Annotated in this window: 19 protein-coding genes; 7 read left to right on the top strand and 12 right to left on the bottom strand. The window is 75.0% G+C overall.

What is annotated here, in order from left to right:
* Window positions 1-46 precede the first annotated feature (46 nt).
* Both ACZ4UX_RS19460 and ACZ4UX_RS19455 read left to right on the top strand, forming a co-directional pair.
* Window positions 47-526 (top strand): acyl-CoA thioesterase, encoded by a 480-nt coding sequence (locus ACZ4UX_RS19460; RefSeq protein ID WP_329489926.1) that lies wholly within the window; start codon window positions 47-49, stop codon window positions 524-526.
* Window positions 527-581: 55 nt separating this feature from the next.
* Window positions 582-1,277: a DUF8185 domain-containing protein gene (locus ACZ4UX_RS19455; RefSeq protein ID WP_380385818.1), complete on the top strand. Its 696-nt coding sequence runs from the start codon at window positions 582-584 to the stop codon at window positions 1,275-1,277.
* Between the two features lie 90 nt (window positions 1,278-1,367).
* Here ACZ4UX_RS19455 and ACZ4UX_RS19450 read toward each other — a convergent pair whose 3' ends face one another.
* The 10 genes from ACZ4UX_RS19450 to ACZ4UX_RS19405 all read right to left on the bottom strand — a co-directional run bounded on the left by ACZ4UX_RS19450 (window position 1,368) and on the right by ACZ4UX_RS19405 (window position 14,869).
* Complete coding sequence (locus tag ACZ4UX_RS19450; protein WP_329489928.1) at window positions 1,368-1,772, bottom strand: globin; 405 nt, start codon at window positions 1,770-1,772, stop codon at window positions 1,368-1,370.
* A 92-nt stretch (window positions 1,773-1,864) separates the two neighbouring features.
* Window positions 1,865-3,025 (bottom strand): ABC transporter permease, encoded by a 1,161-nt coding sequence (locus ACZ4UX_RS19445; protein ID WP_465707521.1) that lies wholly within the window; start codon window positions 3,023-3,025, stop codon window positions 1,865-1,867.
* Window positions 3,022-3,939 carry an ABC transporter ATP-binding protein gene (locus ACZ4UX_RS19440; protein ID WP_329489930.1) on the bottom strand — a complete coding sequence of 306 codons (918 nt, stop codon included), beginning with the start codon at window positions 3,937-3,939 and terminating at the stop codon, window positions 3,022-3,024. The genes ACZ4UX_RS19445 and ACZ4UX_RS19440 overlap by 4 nt, the downstream gene beginning before the upstream one ends.
* A gap of 214 nt (window positions 3,940-4,153) precedes the next feature.
* The gene (locus tag ACZ4UX_RS19435; protein WP_465707520.1) at window positions 4,154-5,545 is read right to left on the bottom strand and encodes an FHA domain-containing protein; all 1,392 of its coding nucleotides are present in this window, start codon (window positions 5,543-5,545) and stop codon (window positions 4,154-4,156) included.
* Between the two features lie 73 nt (window positions 5,546-5,618).
* Window positions 5,619-6,974 carry a vWA domain-containing protein gene (locus ACZ4UX_RS19430; RefSeq protein ID WP_352293844.1) on the bottom strand — a complete coding sequence of 452 codons (1,356 nt, stop codon included), beginning with the start codon at window positions 6,972-6,974 and terminating at the stop codon, window positions 5,619-5,621.
* 67 nt (window positions 6,975-7,041) lie between these two features.
* Entirely contained in the window at window positions 7,042-8,400 is a 1,359-nt protein-coding gene (locus ACZ4UX_RS19425) for a PP2C family protein-serine/threonine phosphatase (protein WP_396489870.1), read from the bottom strand.
* 2 nt (window positions 8,401-8,402) lie between these two features.
* Window positions 8,403-10,991, bottom strand: coding sequence for a serine/threonine-protein kinase (locus ACZ4UX_RS19420; protein ID WP_465707519.1), 2,589 nt, complete (start codon window positions 10,989-10,991; stop codon window positions 8,403-8,405).
* Window positions 10,992-10,996: 5 nt separating this feature from the next.
* The gene (locus tag ACZ4UX_RS19415) at window positions 10,997-12,352 is read right to left on the bottom strand and encodes a hypothetical protein (protein ID WP_465707518.1); all 1,356 of its coding nucleotides are present in this window, start codon (window positions 12,350-12,352) and stop codon (window positions 10,997-10,999) included.
* A gap of 161 nt (window positions 12,353-12,513) precedes the next feature.
* A complete protein-coding gene (locus ACZ4UX_RS19410; RefSeq protein WP_465707517.1) occupies window positions 12,514-13,458 on the bottom strand; it encodes a glutamate ABC transporter substrate-binding protein in 945 nt (314 codons plus the stop codon).
* A gap of 16 nt (window positions 13,459-13,474) precedes the next feature.
* Window positions 13,475-14,869, bottom strand: coding sequence for a hypothetical protein (locus tag ACZ4UX_RS19405; protein ID WP_465707516.1), 1,395 nt, complete (start codon window positions 14,867-14,869; stop codon window positions 13,475-13,477).
* Between the two features lie 360 nt (window positions 14,870-15,229).
* On the opposite strand from ACZ4UX_RS19405, the gene ACZ4UX_RS19400 reads away from it, so the two are divergent.
* From ACZ4UX_RS19400 to ACZ4UX_RS19385, 4 genes are all read left to right on the top strand, one after another.
* The gene (locus ACZ4UX_RS19400; protein WP_329489938.1) at window positions 15,230-15,805 is read left to right on the top strand and encodes a nucleosidase; all 576 of its coding nucleotides are present in this window, start codon (window positions 15,230-15,232) and stop codon (window positions 15,803-15,805) included.
* 26 nt (window positions 15,806-15,831) lie between these two features.
* Entirely contained in the window at window positions 15,832-16,350 is a 519-nt protein-coding gene (locus ACZ4UX_RS19395) for a DinB family protein (protein ID WP_465602439.1), read from the top strand.
* Between the two features lie 173 nt (window positions 16,351-16,523).
* Complete coding sequence (locus ACZ4UX_RS19390; protein ID WP_465707515.1) at window positions 16,524-17,936, top strand: trypsin-like serine peptidase; 1,413 nt, start codon at window positions 16,524-16,526, stop codon at window positions 17,934-17,936.
* Window positions 17,937-18,020: 84 nt separating this feature from the next.
* Window positions 18,021-18,545, top strand: a complete 525-nt coding sequence (locus tag ACZ4UX_RS19385; RefSeq protein WP_465707514.1) for a hypothetical protein — start codon at window positions 18,021-18,023, stop codon at window positions 18,543-18,545.
* Here ACZ4UX_RS19385 and ACZ4UX_RS19380 read toward each other — a convergent pair.
* Window positions 18,538-19,134, bottom strand: a complete 597-nt coding sequence (locus ACZ4UX_RS19380) for a cysteine hydrolase family protein (protein ID WP_465707513.1) — start codon at window positions 19,132-19,134, stop codon at window positions 18,538-18,540. The genes ACZ4UX_RS19385 and ACZ4UX_RS19380 overlap by 8 nt on opposite strands.
* A gap of 108 nt (window positions 19,135-19,242) precedes the next feature.
* Here ACZ4UX_RS19380 and ACZ4UX_RS19375 point away from each other — a divergent pair, with 108 nt between their 5' ends.
* A complete protein-coding gene (locus ACZ4UX_RS19375; RefSeq protein WP_465707512.1) occupies window positions 19,243-20,301 on the top strand; it encodes a GlxA family transcriptional regulator in 1,059 nt (352 codons plus the stop codon).
* Here the strand turns inward: ACZ4UX_RS19375 and ACZ4UX_RS19370 are convergent.
* Complete coding sequence (locus ACZ4UX_RS19370; protein WP_465707511.1) at window positions 20,202-21,233, bottom strand: TetR/AcrR family transcriptional regulator C-terminal domain-containing protein; 1,032 nt, start codon at window positions 21,231-21,233, stop codon at window positions 20,202-20,204. The two genes, ACZ4UX_RS19375 and ACZ4UX_RS19370, sit on opposite strands and share 100 nt — an antisense overlap.
* Window positions 21,234-21,310: the final 77 nt, after the last annotated feature.

Genomic DNA, 21,310 nt, shown 5'->3' with positions numbered 1-21,310 from the left:
CGGCCGTCACCCGCCGGCGGGTCACCGGACATCGAGGAGAACACCCGTGGCACGCCACATCTACGCCTGTCCGCTGCGTTGGTCCGACATGGACGCCTTCGGGCACGTCAACAACGTGGTCTTCCTGCGCTACCTGGAGGAGGCCCGGATCGACTTCATGTTCACCCAGGCCGCCGCGGCCGGTGCGGGGGAGTTCGCGGGCGGCTCGGTGGTGGCCCGCCACGAGATCGACTACAAGCGCCCGCTGGTGCACCGGCCCGAGCCGGTCACCATCGAGACCTGGGTCACCAAGATCGGCGGCGCCTCGCTGACCGTGTCGTACGAGATCAAGGACACCGCCGAGGACGGCACCGAGACGGTGTACGTCCGGGCGTCCACCGTGGTCGTCCCCTACGACCTGGCCGAGGGCCGCCCGCGCCGGATCAGCCCGGTGGAGCGGGAGTTCCTGGGCCGCTTCACGGACGACGACCGCGGCGCGGACGGGCACAGCCGGGACGGACGCAGCCTGGACGCCGCGGCGGCCTGAGCCCCCGGCCCGGACCACCACCCATCACCGATACACGGATTCGAGCTGAAGCGCGTTGACCCCCACCGCCGCCCTCGCCCTCGCCGACGCCGGGGAGGCCGCCGACCTGGGCGCCTTCCTGGTCCGTCTGCTGCGCTTCGACCGGGCGGCGGCGGTGCGCCTGCAGGCGGTGGCGAAGCAGGCCGGCGGCGACGGCGTGCTGGCCGTCTTCGGCCGGCTGCCGCTGGGGAGCTCCGGCGCGCTGGCGGTCCGGACCGCGCGGCTCGCCGGGCCGGTCGGGCCGGCCGACCGCACGGTCTCGGCGGGGCAGTTGCTGGACGGCCTGGACAGTGCCGGGAACACCGTGGAGCTGCCCGTGCCCGTGACCGGTCCGGCCTGGGCCGGCCTGTTGCCGCCGCGCTCCGGCTGGCGCCCGGTCGGCGAGCCGCCGGTGGCCGAGGTGTACCCCGAACTGATGGCCGGGGTGCGGGAGTTCCGTGAGCGCAGCGAGGCCGTCCCGGCGCACCACCGGACCCGTGCGGTGCTGGACGGGCTGGCCGACGAGATCTGGTCCCGGCCGGTGGGCGCCCTGCCCGAGCTGCCGCTGCGCGCCGCGCACGCGGCCTATGTGATCGGGTTCCTCAAGCCGGGTGCGCCGCTGACCGTGCACCGCGCCGGTGGCTGGCTGCGGTTGAGCGCCCCGGCGGGGTCGGTGGCGGTGCGGACCGCGGCGGCGCCCGGGGCCGGGCTCGGGCTCAGCCCGATGCGCTAGACCCGATGCGCTAGACCCGATGCGCGGGGCCCCGATGCTTGGGGCCAGGGCGCGGAGCCAGGGCGTGGGGCCCGGCCGATGGGGCCCGGTTCAGCCCTCGGTGTTGACCATCGAGGCGGCGGCGTAGGTGAGGTAGTCCCACAGCTGCCGCTCGGCGTCGGCCGGCAGCGCCAGCTCGTCCACCGCGGCCCGCATGTGCTTCAGCCAGGCGTCGTGCGCCGCGCGGTCGACCCGGAACGGCACGTGCCGCATCCGCAGCCGCGGGTGCCCTCGCTGCTCGCTGTAGGTGCGCGGACCGCCCCAGTACTGCATCAGGAAGAGCGTGAGGCGCTCCTCGGCCGGGCCGAGGTCCTCCTCGGGGTACATCGGCCGCAGCAACTCGTCCCCCGCGACGCCCTGGTAGAACCGGTGCACCAGTCGCCGGAAGGTCGGCTCGCCGCCGACCTGTTCGAAGAAGGTCTCCTCGCTGAGCGTGCCACGCCGGATCTCTTTCACCCGACCATGGTCGCAGACGGCGGCGGGGCCGTACACCGGGACCTGGGGACCAGGACCGGGGGCGTACGACCCCGCCGCCGTCAGCGTTCGGCTCAGGCGTCCTCCCAGCGGAAGAACCGCCAGGCGATCGCGGTGAGCACGGCGGCGAACGCCAGCAGCCCGCCCATGGTCGGCAGCGCGTCCATCACGCCGCCGCCCCGGGAGAGCACCGACTGCGCCGCGGTGACCAGGTGCTTGAGCGGCAGCGCCTCGGAGAAGGCCTTCAGCCAGGTCGGCATGTCATCGGTCGGGAAGAACGAGCCGGACAGGAACGACATCGGCAGCACGATGATCTGCGAGATGCCGTTGGCCGCCTCCTCGGTCTTCGCCAGCGACCCGGCCAGCAGGCCGATCGACATGAAGGCGATCGTGGCGCAGACCACCAGCGGGATGATCAGCCACCAGTCGCCGGTGAGCTTCAGCCCGAAGAACGGCATGGTGGCGACGACCAGGAAGACGGCGGTCTGGACCAGGGCCGTCAGCACCGAGACGGCGATCCGGGAGGCCACGATCGACCCGGCGCTCACCGGGGCCAGCCGCAGCCGCCGCAGCACCTGCTTCTTCCGCCAGGACACCAGGGTCAGCGAGGCACCGAACACCGCGCCGGTGGCCACCGCCCAGCCGAGCAGGCCGGGGGTGAGGAACTGGATCGGCTTCAGCGAGTTGTCCTCGACCTGGCCGGAGTCCAGGACGAAGGCGGCGGGCTTGCCGCTGGCGGCCTGGTTGGCCTGCTGGACGACGGAGTTGACGATGCCCTGGACGGAGCCGGCGCGGACCTGGTCGGCGGCGCTGAAGCGCAGCACCACCGTGCCGTCCGGGCCCTCTTTGATCATCGCGTCCAGGTCGCCCTTGCGGACCTTCTCCAGCGCGGCGGCCTCGTCGTCGCCGCGGCTGATCGTGAGGACCTTCTCCAGCGCGGCCCGGCCGTCGCCCTGCACCGAGTCCAGCACCTGGACCGCGCCGACCTGCGCCACCTTGGCGTGCGGGCTGGTCGCGCCCTTGAGGAGGGTGCCGAACAGCAGCAGGAACATCAGGGGGAAGAGGATCACGAAGAAGACGGCGGTGCGGTCCCGGAGGAAGGCGACCACCATCACCCGCGAGAGGCTGGCGAACGCGCTCACCCGCTCGCGCTCCGGCTGCCCGGCGGGCGCGCCGGCGGGTTCGGGCGTGCGCTGGGCCGGAACGGCCGCGTCCCGCGTGCGTTCGGCGCTCATGCGCGGTACTCCCGTCCGGTGAGCTGGAGGAAGACGTCCTCCAGGGTGGCGCCGCGGACTTCGAGTCCGCGCAGCGCGTTCTGCTCGGCCAGCACGGCGAGCACCGGGGCCGGGAGGCGGGTCGAGACCGCGAGCGAGACGCCGTCGTCCTCGACCGAGGCGATCTCGGCGCCGGTCGCGTCGAGCAGGTCACGCACCCGCTCGACGGTCAGCAGCCCCGACTCCACGCTGATCCGCACCGTGTCGTCGATCTCGCGGACCAGCGCGGCCGGGGCGCCGGTGCGCAGGACCTTGCCGTGGTCCATCACCGAGACGCGGTCGCAGAGCACCTCGGCCTCGTCCAGGTAGTGGGTGGTCAGCACGACCGTGCGGCCCTCGGCGTTGATGTCCCGCAGGAGGTCCCAGAGGTTGCGGCGGGCCTGCGGGTCGAGACCGGTGGTCGGCTCGTCCAGGAAGACCAGCTCCGGGTCGTGGGCCAGCGCGCAGGCGATCGAGAGGCGCTGGGCCTGGCCGCCGGACATCTTGTCGGTCATCACCCCGGCCGACTCGGTGAGGCCCACCCGCTCCAGCATCGCGTCGGCCCGCTTGGGGCCGACGCCGTAGAACGAGGCGAAGGTGCGGATCGTCTCCCGCGCCGTCAGTTTGTTGAAGAAGGCCGAAGCCTGGAACTGCACGCCGATCCGCGGCAGCAGTTTCGCGTTGCGCGGCCAGGGCGCCATCCCCAGCAGTTCGATCCGGCCCTCGTCGGGCTTCCGGATTCCCTCCAGAATCTCCAGTGTCGTCGTTTTCCCGGCGCCGTTCGGGCCCAGGATCCCGTAGAACTCGCCGACCTCGACGGTGAGGGACACCCCGTCGACGGCCTGCACATCCCCGTACCGCTGACGGATTCCGTCGGCGGATATAGCTGCAGTCATGTGGCCTGAGCGTAGGGGTACACGGGGGGTGCTGGGGAGACGGGGCGGACGTGATTTGAAGATCATTTTGCCGGGCCGCCGGGCCCCCGACCAGGGGTCCGGACCGTGCGTGTACGGGGTGACGGGCCACTGCGCGCGCGGTGGCGGACGCCGACGGGCCCGGGCGGGAGCAGACTCCCGCCCGGGCCCGGGCGTCAGGGGCCCGACCCCGGGGTCAGGCGCGGTGCAGGGTGATGGTGGTCCACGCCCCGATGTGGATCCGGTCGCCGTCGTTCAGCGGCACGGCGGTGTGCGGGGTGAGCGACTCGGCGCCGCCGTTCATCGTGGTGCCGTTGGTGGAGTCCTGGTCGACCAGCACCCAGCTGCCGTCCGACTGTTCGGCGAGCAGCGCGTGCTGGTGCGAGGCGCCCGGGTCCTCCGGCGGGACGGAGAGGTCGATCTCCGGCACGGTGCCGCGGTGCTGGCTGCGCCGGCCGATCCGCAGCTGGCCGCGGCCGGTCAGCGGGATGCGCCGCTCGGGGCAGTACGGGGGGAAGAAGAGACCCGCGGCCTCCGGACCGCTGCGGGCCATCATGTCGGTGAAGTAGTCGCGGTCGGCCGAGACCACGGCGATCCAGTTGGTCCGGACCGGCTCGGGCTGCGCGCCCTGGTACGGCGGCTGGTGCGCCTGGTGCTGGGCCTGCTCCGGCTGCGGGGCGGGCTGGGGCGGCTGCGGGACCTGCTGACCGTGCGGGTGCTGCTGCGGAGCCTGCTGCTGGACCTGCTGCGGCGGCTGCGGGGCCTGCGGCGGCTGCGGCAGGACCGGCGGGGCCAGGTTGAACGAGGTGCCGAACTCGGCGCCGCGCCCGTTCGGACCGGGCTGGGCGTAGACCGGACCGGAGTCCTCGCGCGGCCGCTCCTGGTAGGGCTGCTGCTCCTGGTAGCCGGACTCCTGGTACGGGGCCTCCTGGTAGGGGCGCTCCTGGTACGCGGCCTCCTGGTAGGGCTGCTCCTGGTACGCCGGCTCCTGGTGCCGCGCCTCCTGGTAAGGCTCGCCGCCGAGCTGCGGGTAGCCGTAGGCGGGCCGCTGCTGCTGGGCGTGCGGCGGCTGCGGCTGCGGCTGCGGCTGCTGGGCCGGCGGCTGGGGGCCGCCGTACGCCGGCGGGATGTTCAGCGGGTCGGGTCCGGGCCCGCCCGCCGGGGCCCCGCCGGACGGCGGGGGCTGGCGCCGCGAGGGCGAGGAGAGGTCGTAGTCGTACCCGCACTCCTCGCAGAACCGGCCGGTCTGCGGGCTGCGGCAGATCGGGCAGACCACCAGGCCTTCGGTGAGGTCCGGGAAGCCCTGCGCGCCCGGCGGGACGGCGCCCGGGCCCGGCTGCTCGGGGCGCGGCTGCACCGGCCCGCCGAACGGCGCGCCGCCATGGCCGGGGTACCCCTGCCCGCCGTGCGCCCCGGGGCCGCCGAAACCGTCGTGCCCGCCGTGACCACCGTGCGCCGCCGGTGCCCCGGGCGCGCCCGGGTGGGTGCCGGGCGGTGGCGGGATCGGCGGTGGCGGTGTCATCGGAAAGCCGCAGAAGTCGCACCAGTCCTCGGCCTGCGACTCGTGCCCCCTCGGGCAGATCGGCATCAGGTCCCCCCTCGATTTCCAGCCAGCTGGGGCAGCGTCCGGCCGGGCCGCGGCCCCACCGGTACTTCAACGGTCATTTCTTCACACGGACGGTTTTGGTCGACCGGGTCTCAAGGGTCATCGAGTCGGCCTCACTCACATTCTTACGGAACCGAACCGTACCCTCCTTCGGGTCGACCACGTCCACCACCTTCTGCAGCAGCTTGAAGGTGCCCTCGTTCCCGGTCGCGTGGGCGATCCGGACGGCGGCGCCGAGCTTGGCGGTGGCGCGGTCGACGTCCCCGGCGCGGTGCGCCTCCAGGCCCTCCTGGATCGAGGAGGCCAGCTCGGCCTGCCCGGTGTAGTGGGCGACCTGCGGGCTGATCCGGGTGGACGAGGCCAGGTCGTCCGTCCAGACCGCCTTGACCAGGCCCTGCGACAGCACCTCGGGGGTGCTCCCGGTCTGCGGCGGCAGGACGAGGCTGATCCGGGCGGCCAGCATCTCGTTGCCGACGGCGGCCGCCGGGACCTCCACGCAGACGTGGTAGTCGCGGCTCTCGTCCCCCCAGGAGCCGGTCGGGTAGTCGCCGGCCCGCGGCCCGGCCTCGGTGCGGCGGCCGGTGAGGTCCTCCACGGTGGGGGCGACCTGCTTGACGAAGGTCACCACGGCGTTGGCCGGCGTCCAGATCCGCAGCGCGACGTCGGCGACCTGCTTGCCCATGGCGCCTTCCATCATGGAGCGGAAGTCCTCGGCGAGGCCGGACGGTTCGGCGACGATGTCGACGGTGCCGAGCAGGGCGGAGGAGATCCGGCGCAGTTCGTCCACCCGCCAGTCGGTGCCGACGCCGCGGCAGTCGGCGGTGAAGTGGCCGGTGACGCGCTCGATCACGCGCTCCAGGTCGGCCGCCGACTCGTGCTCGTTCTTGCCGTCGGTGAGCAGGATGGCGTGCCGGATGGCGATGTCACGGCGGGTCAGGAAGAGCGCGTCGGCCTTGGCGAGCCAGGTGCTCATGGCGGTGCCGCCGGCCGCGCTGAGCCGGCGCAGCGCCTCCTTGGCCTGGGCCCGGGTGGCCGGCGAGGCGGTCGCGAGGCCGCCGTCGCCGGGGAAGATCTCCCGGGCCTCGTGGGTGCCGGCCACCACGGCGAAGGCGACGCCGTCGCGGACGGTGTCGATGGCGGCGGCGGTGGCCTCCCGGGCGCCGCGCATCTTGCTGGCCGGGTAGTCCATCGAGCCGGAGCAGTCCACCATGATCACCACGGCGGCGGAGTGCGCTCCCGCGTCCAGCGGCCCGCTGTCGGTCACCCCGAGCGGCCGGCCGCCGGAGGTGCCGCCGCCGGTCGCGGTGACGGTGACGATGGCGTTCACCTCGCGGGCGCCGTCGGCGAGGAACGCGTTCTGGAAGATCTCCACGTCGAACCTGGGCAGGTTCGGCTTAGCCAGTGTTGCCATGGGCCGGTGGCTCCCGTCGGGTGGTCGGATGGTGCGAACGGTCGGTGGGGTGGGCCGCGGCAGGGCGTCAGCCCAGCGGCGGCTGCGGCGGGCGCGGCGGGACGCCGGGCCGCGCGGGGGGAGCCGGCGGGGCCGGCGGCAGGGGCGCGGCGGGCGAGCCGATCACCGGCAGGTCCGGCAGCGTCGGGTCGTGGTCCTCCTCGTCGTCCGCCGGTCCGCCGGCGGGGGCGGCGGCCGGGCGGAGCACCGGCAGGTCCAGGGCGGTGGCGGTGCGCTCGTCCTCGGCGTCCGGCCACGCCGCACCGGCCAGACCGGTCGGCGGGTCGATCGGCAGCACGGCGACGGTGATGTTGTCGTGCCCGCCGGCCGCGACCGCGAACTTCACCAGCGTGCGGGCGGCGGCGAGCGGCTCGGTCCGGGCGTCCTGGCGCACGTAGAACGCGAGGTCGGTGGCGGCTTCGGCGTAGTTCCAGAGGCCGTCGGTGCAGATCAGCAGCACGCCGGGGACGTGCGGGGTGAAGTCCAGGGTGTGCGGGACGACCTCCTCGGCGTCCGCGCCGAGCCAGCCGGTGATGGCGTGGGCGCGCGGGTCCGCGTAGGCCTCGGCCTCGCCCATCAGCCCGGCCTCGACCATCCGGGCGGCCCAGGAGTCGTCCTGGGTGAGCCGGAACGGCTCGGCGGCGACCCGGTCGTCCGGGATCCAGTACGCCCGGGTGTCGCCGACCCAGCCGATGGTGACCCGGCCGCCGGAGGCTATGGCGCTGACGTAGGTGCAGGCCGGTGCGTTGACGTCGGGCCGGGCGGGCGCGCCGCCGTCCTCGGCGAGCGCGGCGACGGCGGCGGCCGCGTCGGCGATCGCGTCGCGCATCGCGGCCTCGGGGTCGCGGCCGGCCTCCAGCGCGGTCAGCAGGGATTCCGACGCCGCGTCGACGGCGGTCTCGGAGGCCTGGTCGGGCCGGTCGGAGGAGGAGACCCCGTCGCAGACCACGGCCACCACGACCGGCTCGCCACCGGGCAGCGAGGTGGCGGCGACGGTGAAGGAGTCCTCGTTGCGGTGGTGGCGCAGACCGCGGTCGCTGACCCCGGCGACGCCCCCGAGGGCCTTCTCCATGTGGTCGCGCGGGCGCGGCTGGGCGCCCCCGCAGGCCTCGCAGTAGCCGTCGGAGGTGACCTGCGGCAGGCCGCAGTGCACGCAGCCGGGGCCGCCCTGGGCGGGCACCGCCGCTCCGGGCGCGGCGGCGGGCACCACCGGCACCGGCACGGTCGGCGCGTGGTCCGCCCCGCCGGCGCCCTGGGCGGCGGACCAGCTCGCGGGCATCGCGCCCGGAGCCGGACGGCCGTTCCGGCTCGCCCCGCAGGAGCCGCAGTACGCGTCCTCCTGGTCCAGCGGCTCGGAACAGCTCTGGCACACGGTCTGCTGCGGCATTGCTACACCCACGTTCTGGGGCGGGCGCGGTTGGCCCGCTCCACCATCTCGATCCTGATCTCGGCCCGGTCGGCCAACCGGGCGAGTACCCGGTAGGACTGTTCCAGTGCGAGCCGCAGTTCCCGGTCGGCGGCCGGCCGTCCGAGGACGGTGACCTCGCCGGTCGTCGCGGTCCCACCGGTCCCGTCCGCCCCGCTCGCCCCGGCCGTTCCGCCCGCCTGCCCGGCGCCGCCGGGCGAGCCGGCGGACACCCAGCCGAGCGCGCTGTCGAGCACCTCGACGGAGAGCTCCTCGCGGGTCCGGTCGTCGAGCCGCAGGGCGGTCAACTGCTCGGAGCAGGCGCCGAGGTCGGCGCCGAGCGGGTCGGTGGCGGGCCGTTCGCGCAGCCGGGCCCGGACGGCGGCGATCCGGGCGGCGGTGAACTGGCTGGAGGTGGCCGGTACCGACTCCAGCGCCCGGACGGCGCCGGGGCGGTCCCCGTCGGCGAGGCGGACCCGGGCCAGGCCGAAGGCGGCGCTGAGGTAGGCCTGGTCGGTCGTCCACACCAGGCGGTAGAACTCGGCCGCGTCGCCGCCGTCGCCGAGCAGTTCGGCGCAGATGGCGAGGGCGAGCTTCGGGGCGGACTCGCCGGGGAAGGCGTCGTAGACGGCGTCGAAGGCCTCGGCGGCGGCCCGCAGCCTCGCCTCGTCGGGTTCGCCGGGGGACCCGGGACCGGAGGAGCCGCTGACGGAGTCGACCAGGGCGACGAGGCCGCGGTACCAGACCACCCGCCAGTCGTCCGGGTGGTCCTTCTCCAGGGCGGCGAGCATCCGGTCGGCGTCGGCGCGGCTGCGCAGTTCCAGGTGGGCGCGCAGTTCGCGCAGCCGGCGCTCGGTGGAGACGGCGGGGGCGCCGGCCAGCGCGGCGAGTGCCTCCGCCGGGTCGGCGGCCAGCAGGGCGGCCAGGAAGCCCGCGTTCGGGTCGTTCGGGTCGACCCGGGGGACGGGCAGCGCCAGGGCGGCGGCGGCCGGGTCCAGCGCGGCCACCCGCAGCTCGCCGCGGCGCACCGCGGGGAGCACCAGCTCGGTGTCGACCACCCGCAGTTCCGGGCCGAAGAGGGTGGAGAGGGCGGGGCGGGGCCGCTGGTCCTGGAGCGCCAGCACCTCGCGGAGCACGCCGGTGAGCTGGTCGGCCATCTCCTCGGCGGAGCCGAAGCGGCGGGCCGGGTCCGGGTCGGTGGCGCGGACCAGGAAGCGGTAGTAGGACTCGTACTCGGCGAAGGCCGGCACCGACTCCGGCCCGGGCAGGCTCTCCCGGTAGGTGGTGCTGTAGCCCTGGAAGTCGAAGGTGAGCACGGCCAGCGTGCGGGCCACCGTGTAGAGGTCGGAGGCGGGGGAGGGGCCGTCGGTGGCGATCTCCGGGGCCTGGTAGCCGATGGTGCCGTAGATCGGGCCGTCGTCGTCGAGGCGGCGGACGGCGCCCATGTCGATGATCTTGAGCGCGTCGCCGCTCTGGATCACGTTGTCGATCTTGAAGTCGCAGTAGACCAGGCCCCGGCTGTGCAGGTACCCGAGCGCCGGCAGCGCCTCCAGGGCGTACGCGATGCCCTGTTCCACCGGCAGCGGCAGCCGCCGTCCGTCCGGCGCCCGGCGCTCGTTGGCGATGTCCTTGAGCGACTTGCCGCCGACGTACTCCATCACGATGTAGCCGTCGGTGGAGCCGGTGCGCAGGTCCGGGTGCTCGGCGAAGTTGATGATGCGGACGATGTTGGGGTGGTCCACCTCGGCGAGGAAGCGCCGCTCGGCCACGGCCACCGCGAGCGCGTCCTCGTCCCCGGTGTCCAGCAGGCCCTTGAGGACCACCCACTTGTCGTTGACCCGCCGGTCGATGGCGAGGTAGATCCAGCCGAGCCCGCCGTGCGCCAGGCAGCCGACCACCTCGTACTGCCCGCCGACCAGGTCCCCCCGGCGGAGCTTGGGCGTGAACGAGTACGGCGTGCCGCACTTGGTGCAGAAGCCGTCGGGGCGCCCCGGCCGGCCGTTCTTCTCCCGGCCCACCGGGGTCTCGCACTTGGAGCAGAACCGCTTGCGCTCCGGCACCTCCGGGTCGGCCAGCACCGCCGCCGTCGGATCGGCCGCCGGCACGGTCGGCACCGTCACCAGGCCGGCGCCGAGCCGGTGGCGGGTGCCCGCGCTGACGCTGCCCCGGCTGCTGCGCACCGAGACCGAACGGCCGCTGCCGGTCCGGGTGGAGCGGTGCGAGCGGGAGCGGCCGGACAGCGAGCGGGACGAGCCGGTCCGGGAGGAGCGCGCCGAGTCGGGGTCGACCCGCGCGGACGGCACGTACGGCTGGGTCAGTCCGGTGTCACCGCCGGGGGCGGTCAGGCCGCACTCGTCGCAGTACCCGTCGTCGTCGATGGTGCCGGCGCACTCCCGGGGGCAGGGCGAGCCCGGGCCCGCCGCGGCCGCGCCCACCGGGGCGGCGGAGCCCGTCGAGGGGGAGCCCGCCGGGGAGCCCGCGCCCGCCGGGGCGAGCCCGCACTCGTCGCAGTAGCCGTCCCCGTCGATCGTCCCGTCGCCGGTGCACTCCGGCCGTACGCACGCCTGCGCCATGAACCTCAGCCCCCCAGTCCGTGTTGCTGTGTCTGTCCGTCGACCGGCCCGGCGCCGGGCGGCTCGGCCTGCGCCGGTCGCAGCGACTGCTGGAAGCGGGCCACCGCGCCGGCCGCCGCCCGCAGGTCGCAGGGCGCGCTCCAGAGCAGCCAGCGGGCCTTCTCGTAGCGCTCGATCACGACCGGGTCCTCGGCCACCCGCAGCCGGGCCGCCATCGCCTTGTACGCGTCCAGGCGCCCCCGCAGCTCGGAGCGGACGGCCAGCGGCTGGGTCACCTCGGTCAGCGACTGCCGGGCCCGGCCCAGCTCCTTGGCGGCCGCGTCCTCCAGTGCGTCCAGCAGCGGCGCCAGCCGGTGCCACTGGCCGCTCTGGCGCAACTCCAGGGCCAGCACGATCTGTTCGCGCAGTGCCGAGGCCGGTCCCGGCACGGCCGGCACCTCGGTGGCGGCTATCTTCGCCAGCACCTCGCCGCGCGCCCGGCGGGCCTGCGCCAGCGTGGCGTCGGCCCGTTGCAGCAGGTCGCCGACGCCCTGGAGCCGTTCCTCCGCGTCGTCGCGCAGCCGCAGCAGGTCCTCCAGCTCGACCCGGACGCCGTCCAGCGCCCGGCCGGCCCGGTCGAAGCGCTCGGTGTCCACCACGCCGGACGGGGTGGCGAGCGCGGTGCCGTCCGGGCGGGTGCCGCGCTGGGCCGGTACCCGGGCCGGGCGCCAGAGCGCCAGCGGGTCGCCGCGCACCTCGGTGCGCAGCTCCGTCAGATCGGCTTCGAGCCCGGCCAGGTCGTCGCCGAGCGGGTGGTTGCCGGTGTGCACGCCGAGCGAGGCCGCCAGCGTCTGCACCCGGCGCAGTTCGGCCAGCAGCAGGTCGATCCGGGCGGGCAGCGCCGACCAGACGGCGTCGGCGGCGCTCACCACCTCCAGCACGGTGGCGTACCAGGAGTTCATCCTGGTCATCAGGTCGTTCAGGCTGACCCGCTCGACCAGCTTGGCGGGTGCGCCGAGCAGCTGCGGGCCGTCCGGCACCGCACCGCCGGGCACGGTGACCGCCTCGCCGGTGAGCAGTTCGCTCAGCTCGGCGAGTTCGGCCGCGCCCGGTCTCGACCGGCGGGCGCGCACCGCGCGGGCCGAGGCCAGGGCCTCCGAGTAGCGGTCGAACAGCGACCAGAGCAGCGGCAGGCCCTGCCCGGCGACGGACCAGCGCTCCTGCGTCCGCCCGGTCAGCGCGGCGCCGTCCAGCAGCCGCAGGCCCGCGTGGTCCTGGAGCGAGAGCAGCGCCGACTCGACCGCGTCGCGGTCCGCGCCGAGGCGTGCCAGCGCACGGTCGACCTCCTCCCGGCTCAGTACCGGGCCAGCGGAAGCTGCCAACGCCCTCTCTCCTTCTCTGTCCTGGATCGTTCTCGCTGCCCCGGACCGATCCGCCCCGACCCTAGCCTGTGGCCGCGGGGCCGGACCGGGGGCGGGCGCCGACGGGCCGTCATCGGGCCGTCATCGGTTCCTCAGGGGGTGCCGGGGTCGCGCCGGGCCGGTCAACGCTGCGCCGGCCAGTAGTGCTCGGCGTCGTTCAGCATGTACGGCTTGAGCCAGCGGTCGTACGCCGCCCGCCACGCGCCGCTCGCGTGGTAGTCGGCGAGCACCTGGTTCACCCGGGCGGTCAGGTCGGTGCTGTTCTTGAGCATCGCGACGCCCATCACGGCCGGCCGGACCTCGCCGTCGACCAGCCGGACGGTCTGGTCCTGGGCGGCCTGGCTGGCCGCGAGGCCGTCGTCGGTCATGGTCGCGTCGACCTTGCCGAGCTGCATCAGCACCAGGCAGTCCAGGTGGTTCTCCACCGAGACGATCTTCGCGACCTTCGGACGGGACTTCAGCTCGTCCTCGGCGGAGGAACTGGTCGCCGCGCAGACGGTCTTGCCGTCCACCGCCTCGTCGATCGTCCTCGCCGCTGACGCCTTGGGCACCACCACGCGCTGGCTGGTGTTGAAGTACGGCTTGGAGAAGGCGATCTGCTGGAGCCGGTCGCAGGTGATGGTCATGGTCCGGACGATCAGGTCGACCCGGCCCTCCTGGACGAACTTGACCCGCTCGGCGGTCGGGACGGCCTTGAGGGTCACCTTGTCCGGATCGCCCATGATCGCGGCGCCGATCGCCCGGGCGAGGTCGATGTCGAAGCCCTCGATCTGGCCCGTGTTGGGGTTGCGGGAGCCCCAGCGGAAGCTGTTCTGGTCGACGCCGATCACCAGGCTGCGCTTGGCCTTGACGGCCTTCACCGCCGGGCCGTCCTCGCTGCTCGGCGGCACGCTCTGGTAGACGTCGCAGTCGTTGCCGGCCTGCTCCTGCCGGGGCGCCGTGGCCGGCGCGGCGGCGCCCGCCGACAGCACCGCGCCCTGTGGGCCGCCCGCGCCGAGCACCGTCGCGCAGCAGGCGAGCAGCGCCACCGCGGTGGCCGATCCGGCCCGTACCGTTGTCCTGCCCATCGTGTCCGTCCCCCTTCTACCGGTACTCGGCCAGTCGTCGGCCGAGGCCGCGCAGGGCCGCGGCGGCGGCCACCAGGGCCAGCACCGCGACCGCCGCGGCGGCGGTGCGCAAGTCCCCGTCGGTGCCCTCGGCGGCCCGCTTGAACTCCTGGAGCTCGGTCGCGGCGGCCTGCGCCAGCCGCTGGTCGGTGGCGTTGAACGCGGCGTCGGAGGTCTTCGGCACGTCCGCCTCCTTGACGGTCACCGTGGCGTCCAGCGCGCCCTGGTAGTCCGCCTCGACGTTCTCCAGGTTGCTCGCCGCCTGGTGCCGCTCGCGCCACTGGTCGTACTGCCGCATGGCGTCGAGGATGGCCGCGCCGGCGTCCTCGGGCGCCAGCCGCCGGGCCTCGGCCAGGGTGCCGGCCGTCCCGGGGCGGCCGGTGTCGGAGCTGAAGAGGTGCTCGGTGGTCTTCGTCCAGAGGTCCGCGTACTGGGTGCTGGAGCCGCGGGCCACCAGGTGGAGGTTCTCCGCCAGCCGGGCGGTCAGCACGTCGACCCGGGCGGCGTTGAGGGCCTTCAGCGGGTCGGCGCCGTCGATCTGGCTCTTGCGCAGCGTGGCGTCGGCGCCCGTCCCGGCCACCGTCAGCCAGAGCACCGCGGCCAGCACGGCGGCGGTCGAGCCGAGCAGCCCGATGTTGAAGACCCGGTTGGTCCGCCGGTACAGCGTCGTCTGCACCCAGACCAGCGCGGTGAGCGTCACCACGCCCAGCCCGTACGCGGCCCAGGGGATGGACTGCGCCTCGGCGTAGTCGTCCGCCAGCGCCTGGTTCTCGGCGGCGCTGAGCTGGGCCGCGGCGGGCAGCAGCACGGTGCGCATCTGGTCCGAGGCGTGGCGCAGGTAGGCGCCGCCGAGCGGGAAGCCCTGGCGGTTGTCGGCCCGCGCCGTCTCCACCAGGCCGGCGTACACCGGGACCTGCTGGTTGAGCGTGGCGAGCCAGCCCTGGGCGGGGGAGGAGGTGGTGGTGCGCGCCGCCGCCTCGGCGATCAGCCGGGACGCCGTCGCGAGGTCCTGTTCGTAGCGGTCCCGGACGGCCTTCGGCTCGGCGCCGGCCAGCAGGAAGCCGGTGGCCGCCGTGGTGTCCGCGTCGGCCAGCGAGCGGTGGATGTCGGCGGCCGCCTGGCTCAGCGGCTGGCTGTACGAGACCACCCGTTCCGCCGCCTGTGCGCGGGAGTTGACCTGCCAGGCGGTGAGCGCGCCGAAGGCCACGGTGAGCACCGCCAGCAGCGCTCCGGCCAGCCGCAGCCGGCCCGGTGCCGTCCGGGTGGCGCGGCGCAGCCGGCCGAGCGGGCCGGTCTCCCGGGCCGCGGCCGTGCCGCCGGGCCGCGCCGGCGCCACCGTGCGGGGCCGCTCCGTACGTACTGGTGTCGCCACCGGCCTCACCCTCCCCTGTGGCCGGCTCCGTCATCCGGGGCCCGGCCGTTGCCAGCAGTATGGCCGTCGCTCCCCGCGGCCACACCCGACTTGCGCCGATCTTGAGCATCGCGGGGGCCCGGTCCCGGGCCCCCGCTCCGCGGGCACTGCTGCGATCACTGGTACGAGTGCGGCCGACCACGGGGTGGAGCCCTGCCGGCGGCCGCCAGGGCTCGCCGGGGTCCGTCGCCCCGGTGCGCGGGGCGGGTCGGTGATCGGGTCGACGCGGGATGCACCCTATGCGGTTCCCCGGACAGTCGGAGGGGAGGGGTCCGGTTGTGCCGCCCCGGTCTCCGGAAGGGCCGTCCGTACCATGGCGGCATGCGACTTCTGGGAACGATCTCCGCCGACCGTCCGCTGCTCGTCGTCGCCGTCCGGGAGGAGGCCGCGTACCTGGGCGACCGGCTCCCGGTCCTGCTGACGGGCATCGGCAAGGTCAACGCGACCGCCGCGCTGGCGACCGTCCTCGCCCGTGGCGAGCACCCCTCCGAGGTGGTCAACCTCGGCACCGCGGGCGCGCTGCGCTCCGGCTGGGCGGGTACCCACACGGTCGTCCAGGTGATCCAGCACGACCTCGACAGCCCCGCGCTGCTGGAGCTGACCGGCCGTACCTACGGCGCTCCGCTGATGGTCGGCAAGGGGGACGGCCCGGTGCTGGCCACCGGCGACCAGTTCGTCTCCGGCGCGGCCGCCCGTGACCGGCTCGCCGAGCACGCGGACCTCGTCGACATGGAGGGCTACGCCGTCGCCACCGTCGCCCACCGGGCCGGGCTCTCCGTGCGGCTGGTGAAGCACGTCAGCGACGAGGCCGGCGAGGGCGCCGTGCACTCCTGGCGGGAGTCCGTCGACGACTGCGCCCGCCACCTCGGGGACTGGGTCCACCACCAGGGCTGGTGACGGGACGGCTCGTTAGCCTGGTGGGCGTGACCGACAACACCGCCGCGAACGAGCACCGTGACGTCCGCCCGCCGGGCCTCGACGCCGACGAACCGACCACCCTGCTGACCTTCCTGGACTACCTGCGCGAGGCCGTCATCGGCAAGACCGACGGCCTCACCGACGAGGACGCCCGGCGCCCCGGCGTCGCCTCCGGCACCAGCCTGCTCTGGCTGGTCCGGCACCTCACCGCCGTCGAGCTCAACTGGTTCCTCTGGGCCTACCGGGGCGAGGGCGACGAACCGTGGGACGACGAGGCCGCCTCGCCCGGCGACGAGACGGTGGCCGGGTCGGTCGCCGCCTACCGGGCCGCGATCGCCCGCGCCAACGAGGTGATCGCCGCCGCCTCCGACCGGCTCGACCGCCCCGGGGTCCGGTCGCTGCGCCCCGGCGCCGAAGCGCCGTCGATGCGCTGGCTGCTGGTCCACATGATCGAGGAGACCGGTCGGCACGCCGGCCACGCCGACATCATCCGCGAGCAACTGGACGGCTCGGTCGGCCGGTAGGGCCCTGCCCGGACCCGGCCCCGCCCCCGGACCCCGTTGCCGGGCACCCGCCCGCGGCGCGACGCCGGGGGCGGGTTGGCCCGCACCTGACGGCCAGTGGAATACTCCCCGGCGCACCGCGGCGCCGTCTCGACGGCGCCGCGCGCTTTCACACATGGGGGATTCGGAAGTTCATGTCATCGTCAGTCAGATCCACCCGTTCCGCCCGGGCCGTCCTCGGGGCGTCGGTCCTCGCACTCACCCTGCTCGGCACCTCGGCGTGCGGGCCGGACAACAGCTCGGCGGACACCGCCGCCGCGGCGGGCGCGCCGGCCCTCGGCCTCCCCGCCAACCTCGACGACCTGAAGAAGTGGAAGTTCGAGGACTGGGAGAAGTGGGCGAAGGACTACGCCCTCCCGGCCGCCACCAAGGGGTTCTGGACCCTGGAGAAGCTGCTCCAGGCCAAGCCGAACGAGCCGATCGAGCCGCCGGCGCCGCAGCCCGCGGGCACCCAGGCGCCCGCCCAGCCGTCGGCCCCGGGACCGAGCACCCCGGCGGCGGGCAGCAAGCCGCCGGCCGGCCAGCCCACCCAGCCGGGGCACCCGACCACGCCGGCCGCCGCGACCACCCCGGCGGCGCCGAAGCCGTCCAACACCCAGCAGCCGGCCTCGCAGGCCCCGGCGCCGCCCAAGCAGCCGGCGCAGCAGCCCTCCCAGGCCCCGGCCCAGCCTTCCCAGCCCGCGCAGCCGCCGGCCCAGCCCGGGCAGCCGCCCGCGCAGCCCGCCGACAACGGCAACGACCCGCTGCCGAAGACCGTCAACGCCCAGCCCCTGCAGCACCCGTACACCAAGCTCGCCGTGCACGGGAAGCTGTTCGCGGACGAGCCGGGCGCCGGCGCGGCCGGCGGCGGTCTGGGCCGTTCGCAGTGCTCGGCGACCGTGGTGGCCGACCCGGCCCACCCCGGCAAGAGCAACCTGGTCTGGACGGCGGGCCACTGCGTCCACCAGGGCAAGGGCGGTTCGTTCTACAGCAACATCTCCTTCATCCCGGCCTTCAACAGCAATGCCGCGATGAGCGGTGGCAAGCAGGCGGACGAGTCCCAGTACGCGCCGTTCGGCATCTGGGGCGCGACCCAGGCGGTGACGTCCCCGCAGTGGAAGGCCGAGGGCGGCAAGACCGGTGACGCGGCCACCCACTACGACTTCGCGGTCATCCGGGTGAAGCCCGCGGACGGCGCGAAGTCGCTGGAGGAGACCGTCGGCGGTGCGGTGCCGGTCTGGTTCAACGCGCCGCGCGACCAGCTGAGCGTCACCGAGTACGGCTACCCGGCCGCCCCGCCGTTCGACGGCATGGAGCTGGACCGCTGCGAGAGCGGCAAGCCGGGCCGGCTGTCCTACGAGCCGTCCCGCCCGCCGATGCTGGTCATCGGCTGCACCATGACCGGCGGCTCCAGCGGGGGCGGCTGGCTGGCGGCCAAGGACGGCAAGCCGGCGCTGGTCAGCAACGTCTCGGTCGGGAAGCACACCGGCGACCCGATGTACCAGGCCGGCCCGTACCTGGACGACGTCGCCGCGGGGGCGTACGACTTCCTCTCCAAGAAGGGCTGAGCCCCCGGCGGCCGCCCCCGCACCCCGGTGCGCGGGGGCGGCCGCCGCCGGGTCCTGTCGGTGCCGGTGCCTAGAGTGACCGGCATGACGAACTCGCTGCTCGCCGCCGTCCGGGACACCGCCGTCGCCGCGGAGTTCCTGCTCTGGCCGGGGGACTTCGACCTCGACCGCACCGAGCACGGGGAGGCGGTCGTGCTGGCCTCCGGCGAGCTGCTGGAGCCGATCGCGGGGGACGGCGCGGGCGGCACCTTCTTCTTCTGCGGCACCGGCGGCGAGGAGCGGCCCGTCCTCTACGCGGACTCCGAGGGCGGCGCCGCGCTGGTGGCGGTCGGCCTGCCGGAGCTGGTCCGGCTGCTGCTGGCCGTCCCGTGGTGGCGGGACTGCCCGGGCTTCACCGCCGAGGAGAGCGCCGAGGCGGCCGGGGAGTACCTGGCGGACGAGCCCGGCCTGCTCGCCGAGCGGGCGGCGGCGGCCGCCGCCCTGGGGATCGAACTCCCCACCGAGGCCGAGGCGTTGGCCCGGCTCCACGCGGTGGCCACCGGCCCGGGGAGGGGTTTCGTCCTGCTCGACGCTGTGGAGGGGACGGCCTATGAGGCGCTGATCAGCTGACCGCCGCCGCCAGGACGGCGGCGGTGGTGACCACCTTGGCGAAGCGCATCGTGTGCAGCACCGTCGCGGTGGCCCGGGCGAGTTCGGCGGCCGGCACGGTCACGCCGTCCGGCCCGGCCATGTCGAAGGTGTGCATGGCGTCGGTCGGGAAGATCGTGTCGTACCCGAGGTTGCCCGCCATCCGCGCCGTGGTCTCGTTGCACACGTTCGTCATGATCCCGACGATGACGACCTGGCGGGCGCCCCGCTGCCGGAGCCAGGCGTGCAGGTCCGGGGTGCCGTAGAAGGCGCTGTTCACCGGCTTGGTGACGTGCAGGTCCGCCTTGACGTCCGCCACCACGTCCTTCAGCTCGTACCCCGGGGTGCCCGGCGCGAGCGGCCCGGTCTGCGAGGCGTGCTGCACCACCACGACCGGGCGCCCGGTCTCCTGCCAGGCGCCGATCAGTTCGCCGATCCGCTGCTCGGCCTCCGGGTTGTCCCGGTCGCCCCAGAACGCCTGGTCGTCGAAGCCCTTCTGGACGTCGATGACGACGAGTACGGAGTCGGAGTCGATGGTGAGCGGGGCGTCGAATGCGTCGGTGTTCGTCATGCGTCCATCGTGTCGGCGCCCGGGCAGCCCGGGTGAGGGGCGCCGGCGCCACCCATCGATCGATTCCTGCCACCGCGCCCGGGCGCCCTTCGTCGCTAGATTTCTGCCATGCGGACTGTGGGTTGCCTGATCTTCGAGGGCGTGCGGGCGTTCGACTACGCGGTGATCGGCGAGGTGTGGTCGAACCGGCTGACCCGGCCCGGGCTGCCCGCCTTCGACCTGCGGGTCTGCGGGCCGCAGGGCGCCCGGGTGCGGCTCGGCGGCGGGCTGGAGCGGGTGCCGGACTTCGGCCTGGAGACGCTGCGGGAGTGCGATCTGGTCGTCGTCCCGGGGATGGAGCGGCTGAACGAGCCGCGCGACCCGGCCGTGCTGGCCGCCCTGCGCGCCGCCCACGAGGGCAGCGTCACCGTCGCCTCGCTCTGCGCGGGCGCCTTCGTCCTCGCCGAGGCCGGGCTGCTGGACGGCCGGACCGCCACCACCCACTGGGCGCTCGCCGGCGAACTGGCCCGGCGCTTCCCGGCGGTGGACGTCCGCCCGGAGGTGCTCTTCACCGGTGAGGGCGGGCTCTGGACCTCCGCCGGGGTGGCGGCCGGCATCGACCTGTGTCTGCACCTGGTGCGCGCCGCGCACGGCCAGCAGGCCGCCGCCACGATCGCCCGGGCGATGGTCACCGCGCCCTTCCGGGCTGGTGGGCAGGCGCAGTTCATCCCGTCGCCGGTCCCCGAGGACGCCGGCGGTGACGACGTCCTGGCCCGGGTCCGCGCCGAGGTCCTGGCCGCCCTCGACACCCCGTGGACGGTCCGCGGGATGGCCGGGCTGGCGCTGATGTCGGAGCGCTCGTTCGCCCGCCGCTTCGTCGGCGCGACGGGCACCACGCCGCTGCGCTGGCTGCTGGAGCAACGCGTGCTCCTGGCCCAGCGGTTGCTGGAGGAGACGGACCTGCCGGTGGACGCCGTCGCGGTCCGCTGCGGCTTCGGTGCGGCGGTCTCGCTGCGGCCCGTCTTCGTCGCCCGGGTCGGGGTCGCCCCCCGCGAGTACCGCCGGGCCTTCCGGGGGCGCGAGGGGGATCAGGGGCCGGCGGGCGCCGCCGGGCCGACGCGGGAGGCCAGTCCGTCCAGCAGGTTGGCCAGGCCGAACTCGAACAGGGTGTCCAGGTCCAGGTCGTAGCCGTTCGGGAGGTCGGCCATCAGCCGGCCGAACACCGGGAAGCGGCCGGAGTCGGCGAGCGCGCCGATGACGGGGAGCTGGCGGTCCATCCACTGGTCCTCGGTGACGCCGGTGGCGGCCCGGGCCTGGTCCTCGCGCTCCAGGTTGACGGCGATGCCCTCGATGTAGCTGTACAGCAGCACGTGGATGTCGAGCATGGCCGGCGCGGAGAGGTCGTGGCCGTCGAGCGCGGCGAGCGCCCATTCGGCGTGCACCAGCAGGTTGGGCAGCAGCAGCGGCCGGGTGACCGGGCTGAGCTGCGCGAGCCAGGGGTGGCGGCGGAACAGGGTCCAGAGGGTGCGGGCGCCCAGCTCCAGGCGGGGCCGCCAGCCGGCGGGCGGGTCGGCCGGGTAGCGGGCCTCGCCGAAGGCCGCGTCGGCGGCCAGCATGACCAGCTCCTCCTTGCTGGTGACGTAGCGGTATGGCGACATCGCGGACACCCCGAGCCGCCCGGCGACGGCGCGCATCGAGAGCGAGCCGAGCCCTTCGGCGTCGGCCAGCTCCAGCGCGGCCCGGACGATCCGCTCCCGGCTCAGCTCGCCGTCCCCGGCGGGCGTGCGGTCCGGCGCGGGGGTGGCGGCTGCGGCGGGAGGCGCGGGCACGGGCGCGACGGCAGCTGCGGCCGGTGCGACCGCCGGGCCTGCCGCGACCGCCGCGTCAGGTCCGGTCGGGCCGCCGGCCACCACGGTGCCGACCCGGGCCCGGGCCTCCACCAGCCCCTCCAGCCGCAGCACGGTCAGCGCCTTGGTGGCGGTGGCGAGGGCGACGCCCCACTCCTGGGCGAGCCGGCGGTTCGAGGGCACCCGCTCGCCCGGGGCGAGCGCGCCGGTGGCGATCCGCCGTCGGAGGTCGGCGGCGATGCGCCGGTAGGGCGGGTCCGGGTCCGTGGCCATGCTGTCGACTCCTCGGAAGATCTTTTCGCGGCCGTCCGCCCTGTACTAGCTCAGAGCCGACCGGCCGAGATGCCCGC

This window comes from Kitasatospora sp. NPDC028961, from assembly GCF_055564815.1.
The sequence above is the reverse complement of the archived record's forward strand: the minus strand, read 5'-3'. Positions and strand labels throughout refer to the sequence as shown.

What these genes read in the sequence shown, in the direction of transcription:
- ACZ4UX_RS19445 (WP_465707521.1), bottom strand. Translation starts at nt 3,025, where the DNA reads ATGAGCGCCGAACGCACGCGGGACGCGGCCGTTCCGGCCCAGCGCACG.
- ACZ4UX_RS19440 (WP_329489930.1), bottom strand. Translation starts at nt 3,939, where the DNA reads ATGACTGCAGCTATATCCGCCGACGGAATCCGTCAGCGGTACGGGGAT.
- ACZ4UX_RS19435 (WP_465707520.1), bottom strand. Translation starts at nt 5,545, where the DNA reads ATGCCGATCTGCCCGAGGGGGCACGAGTCGCAGGCCGAGGACTGGTGC.
- ACZ4UX_RS19430 (WP_352293844.1), bottom strand. Translation starts at nt 6,974, where the DNA reads ATGGCAACACTGGCTAAGCCGAACCTGCCCAGGTTCGACGTGGAGATC.
- ACZ4UX_RS19425 (WP_396489870.1), bottom strand. Translation starts at nt 8,400, where the DNA reads ATGCCGCAGCAGACCGTGTGCCAGAGCTGTTCCGAGCCGCTGGACCAG.
- ACZ4UX_RS19420 (WP_465707519.1), bottom strand. Translation starts at nt 10,991, where the DNA reads ATGGCGCAGGCGTGCGTACGGCCGGAGTGCACCGGCGACGGGACGATC.
- ACZ4UX_RS19410 (WP_465707517.1), bottom strand. Translation starts at nt 13,458, where the DNA reads ATGGGCAGGACAACGGTACGGGCCGGATCGGCCACCGCGGTGGCGCTG.
- ACZ4UX_RS19400 (WP_329489938.1), top strand. Translation starts at nt 15,230, where the DNA reads ATGCGACTTCTGGGAACGATCTCCGCCGACCGTCCGCTGCTCGTCGTC.
- ACZ4UX_RS19390 (WP_465707515.1), top strand. Translation starts at nt 16,524, where the DNA reads ATGTCATCGTCAGTCAGATCCACCCGTTCCGCCCGGGCCGTCCTCGGG.
- ACZ4UX_RS19385 (WP_465707514.1), top strand. Translation starts at nt 18,021, where the DNA reads ATGACGAACTCGCTGCTCGCCGCCGTCCGGGACACCGCCGTCGCCGCG.
- ACZ4UX_RS19380 (WP_465707513.1), bottom strand. Translation starts at nt 19,134, where the DNA reads ATGACGAACACCGACGCATTCGACGCCCCGCTCACCATCGACTCCGAC.
- ACZ4UX_RS19375 (WP_465707512.1), top strand. Translation starts at nt 19,243, where the DNA reads ATGCGGACTGTGGGTTGCCTGATCTTCGAGGGCGTGCGGGCGTTCGAC.
- ACZ4UX_RS19370 (WP_465707511.1), bottom strand. Translation starts at nt 21,233, where the DNA reads ATGGCCACGGACCCGGACCCGCCCTACCGGCGCATCGCCGCCGACCTC.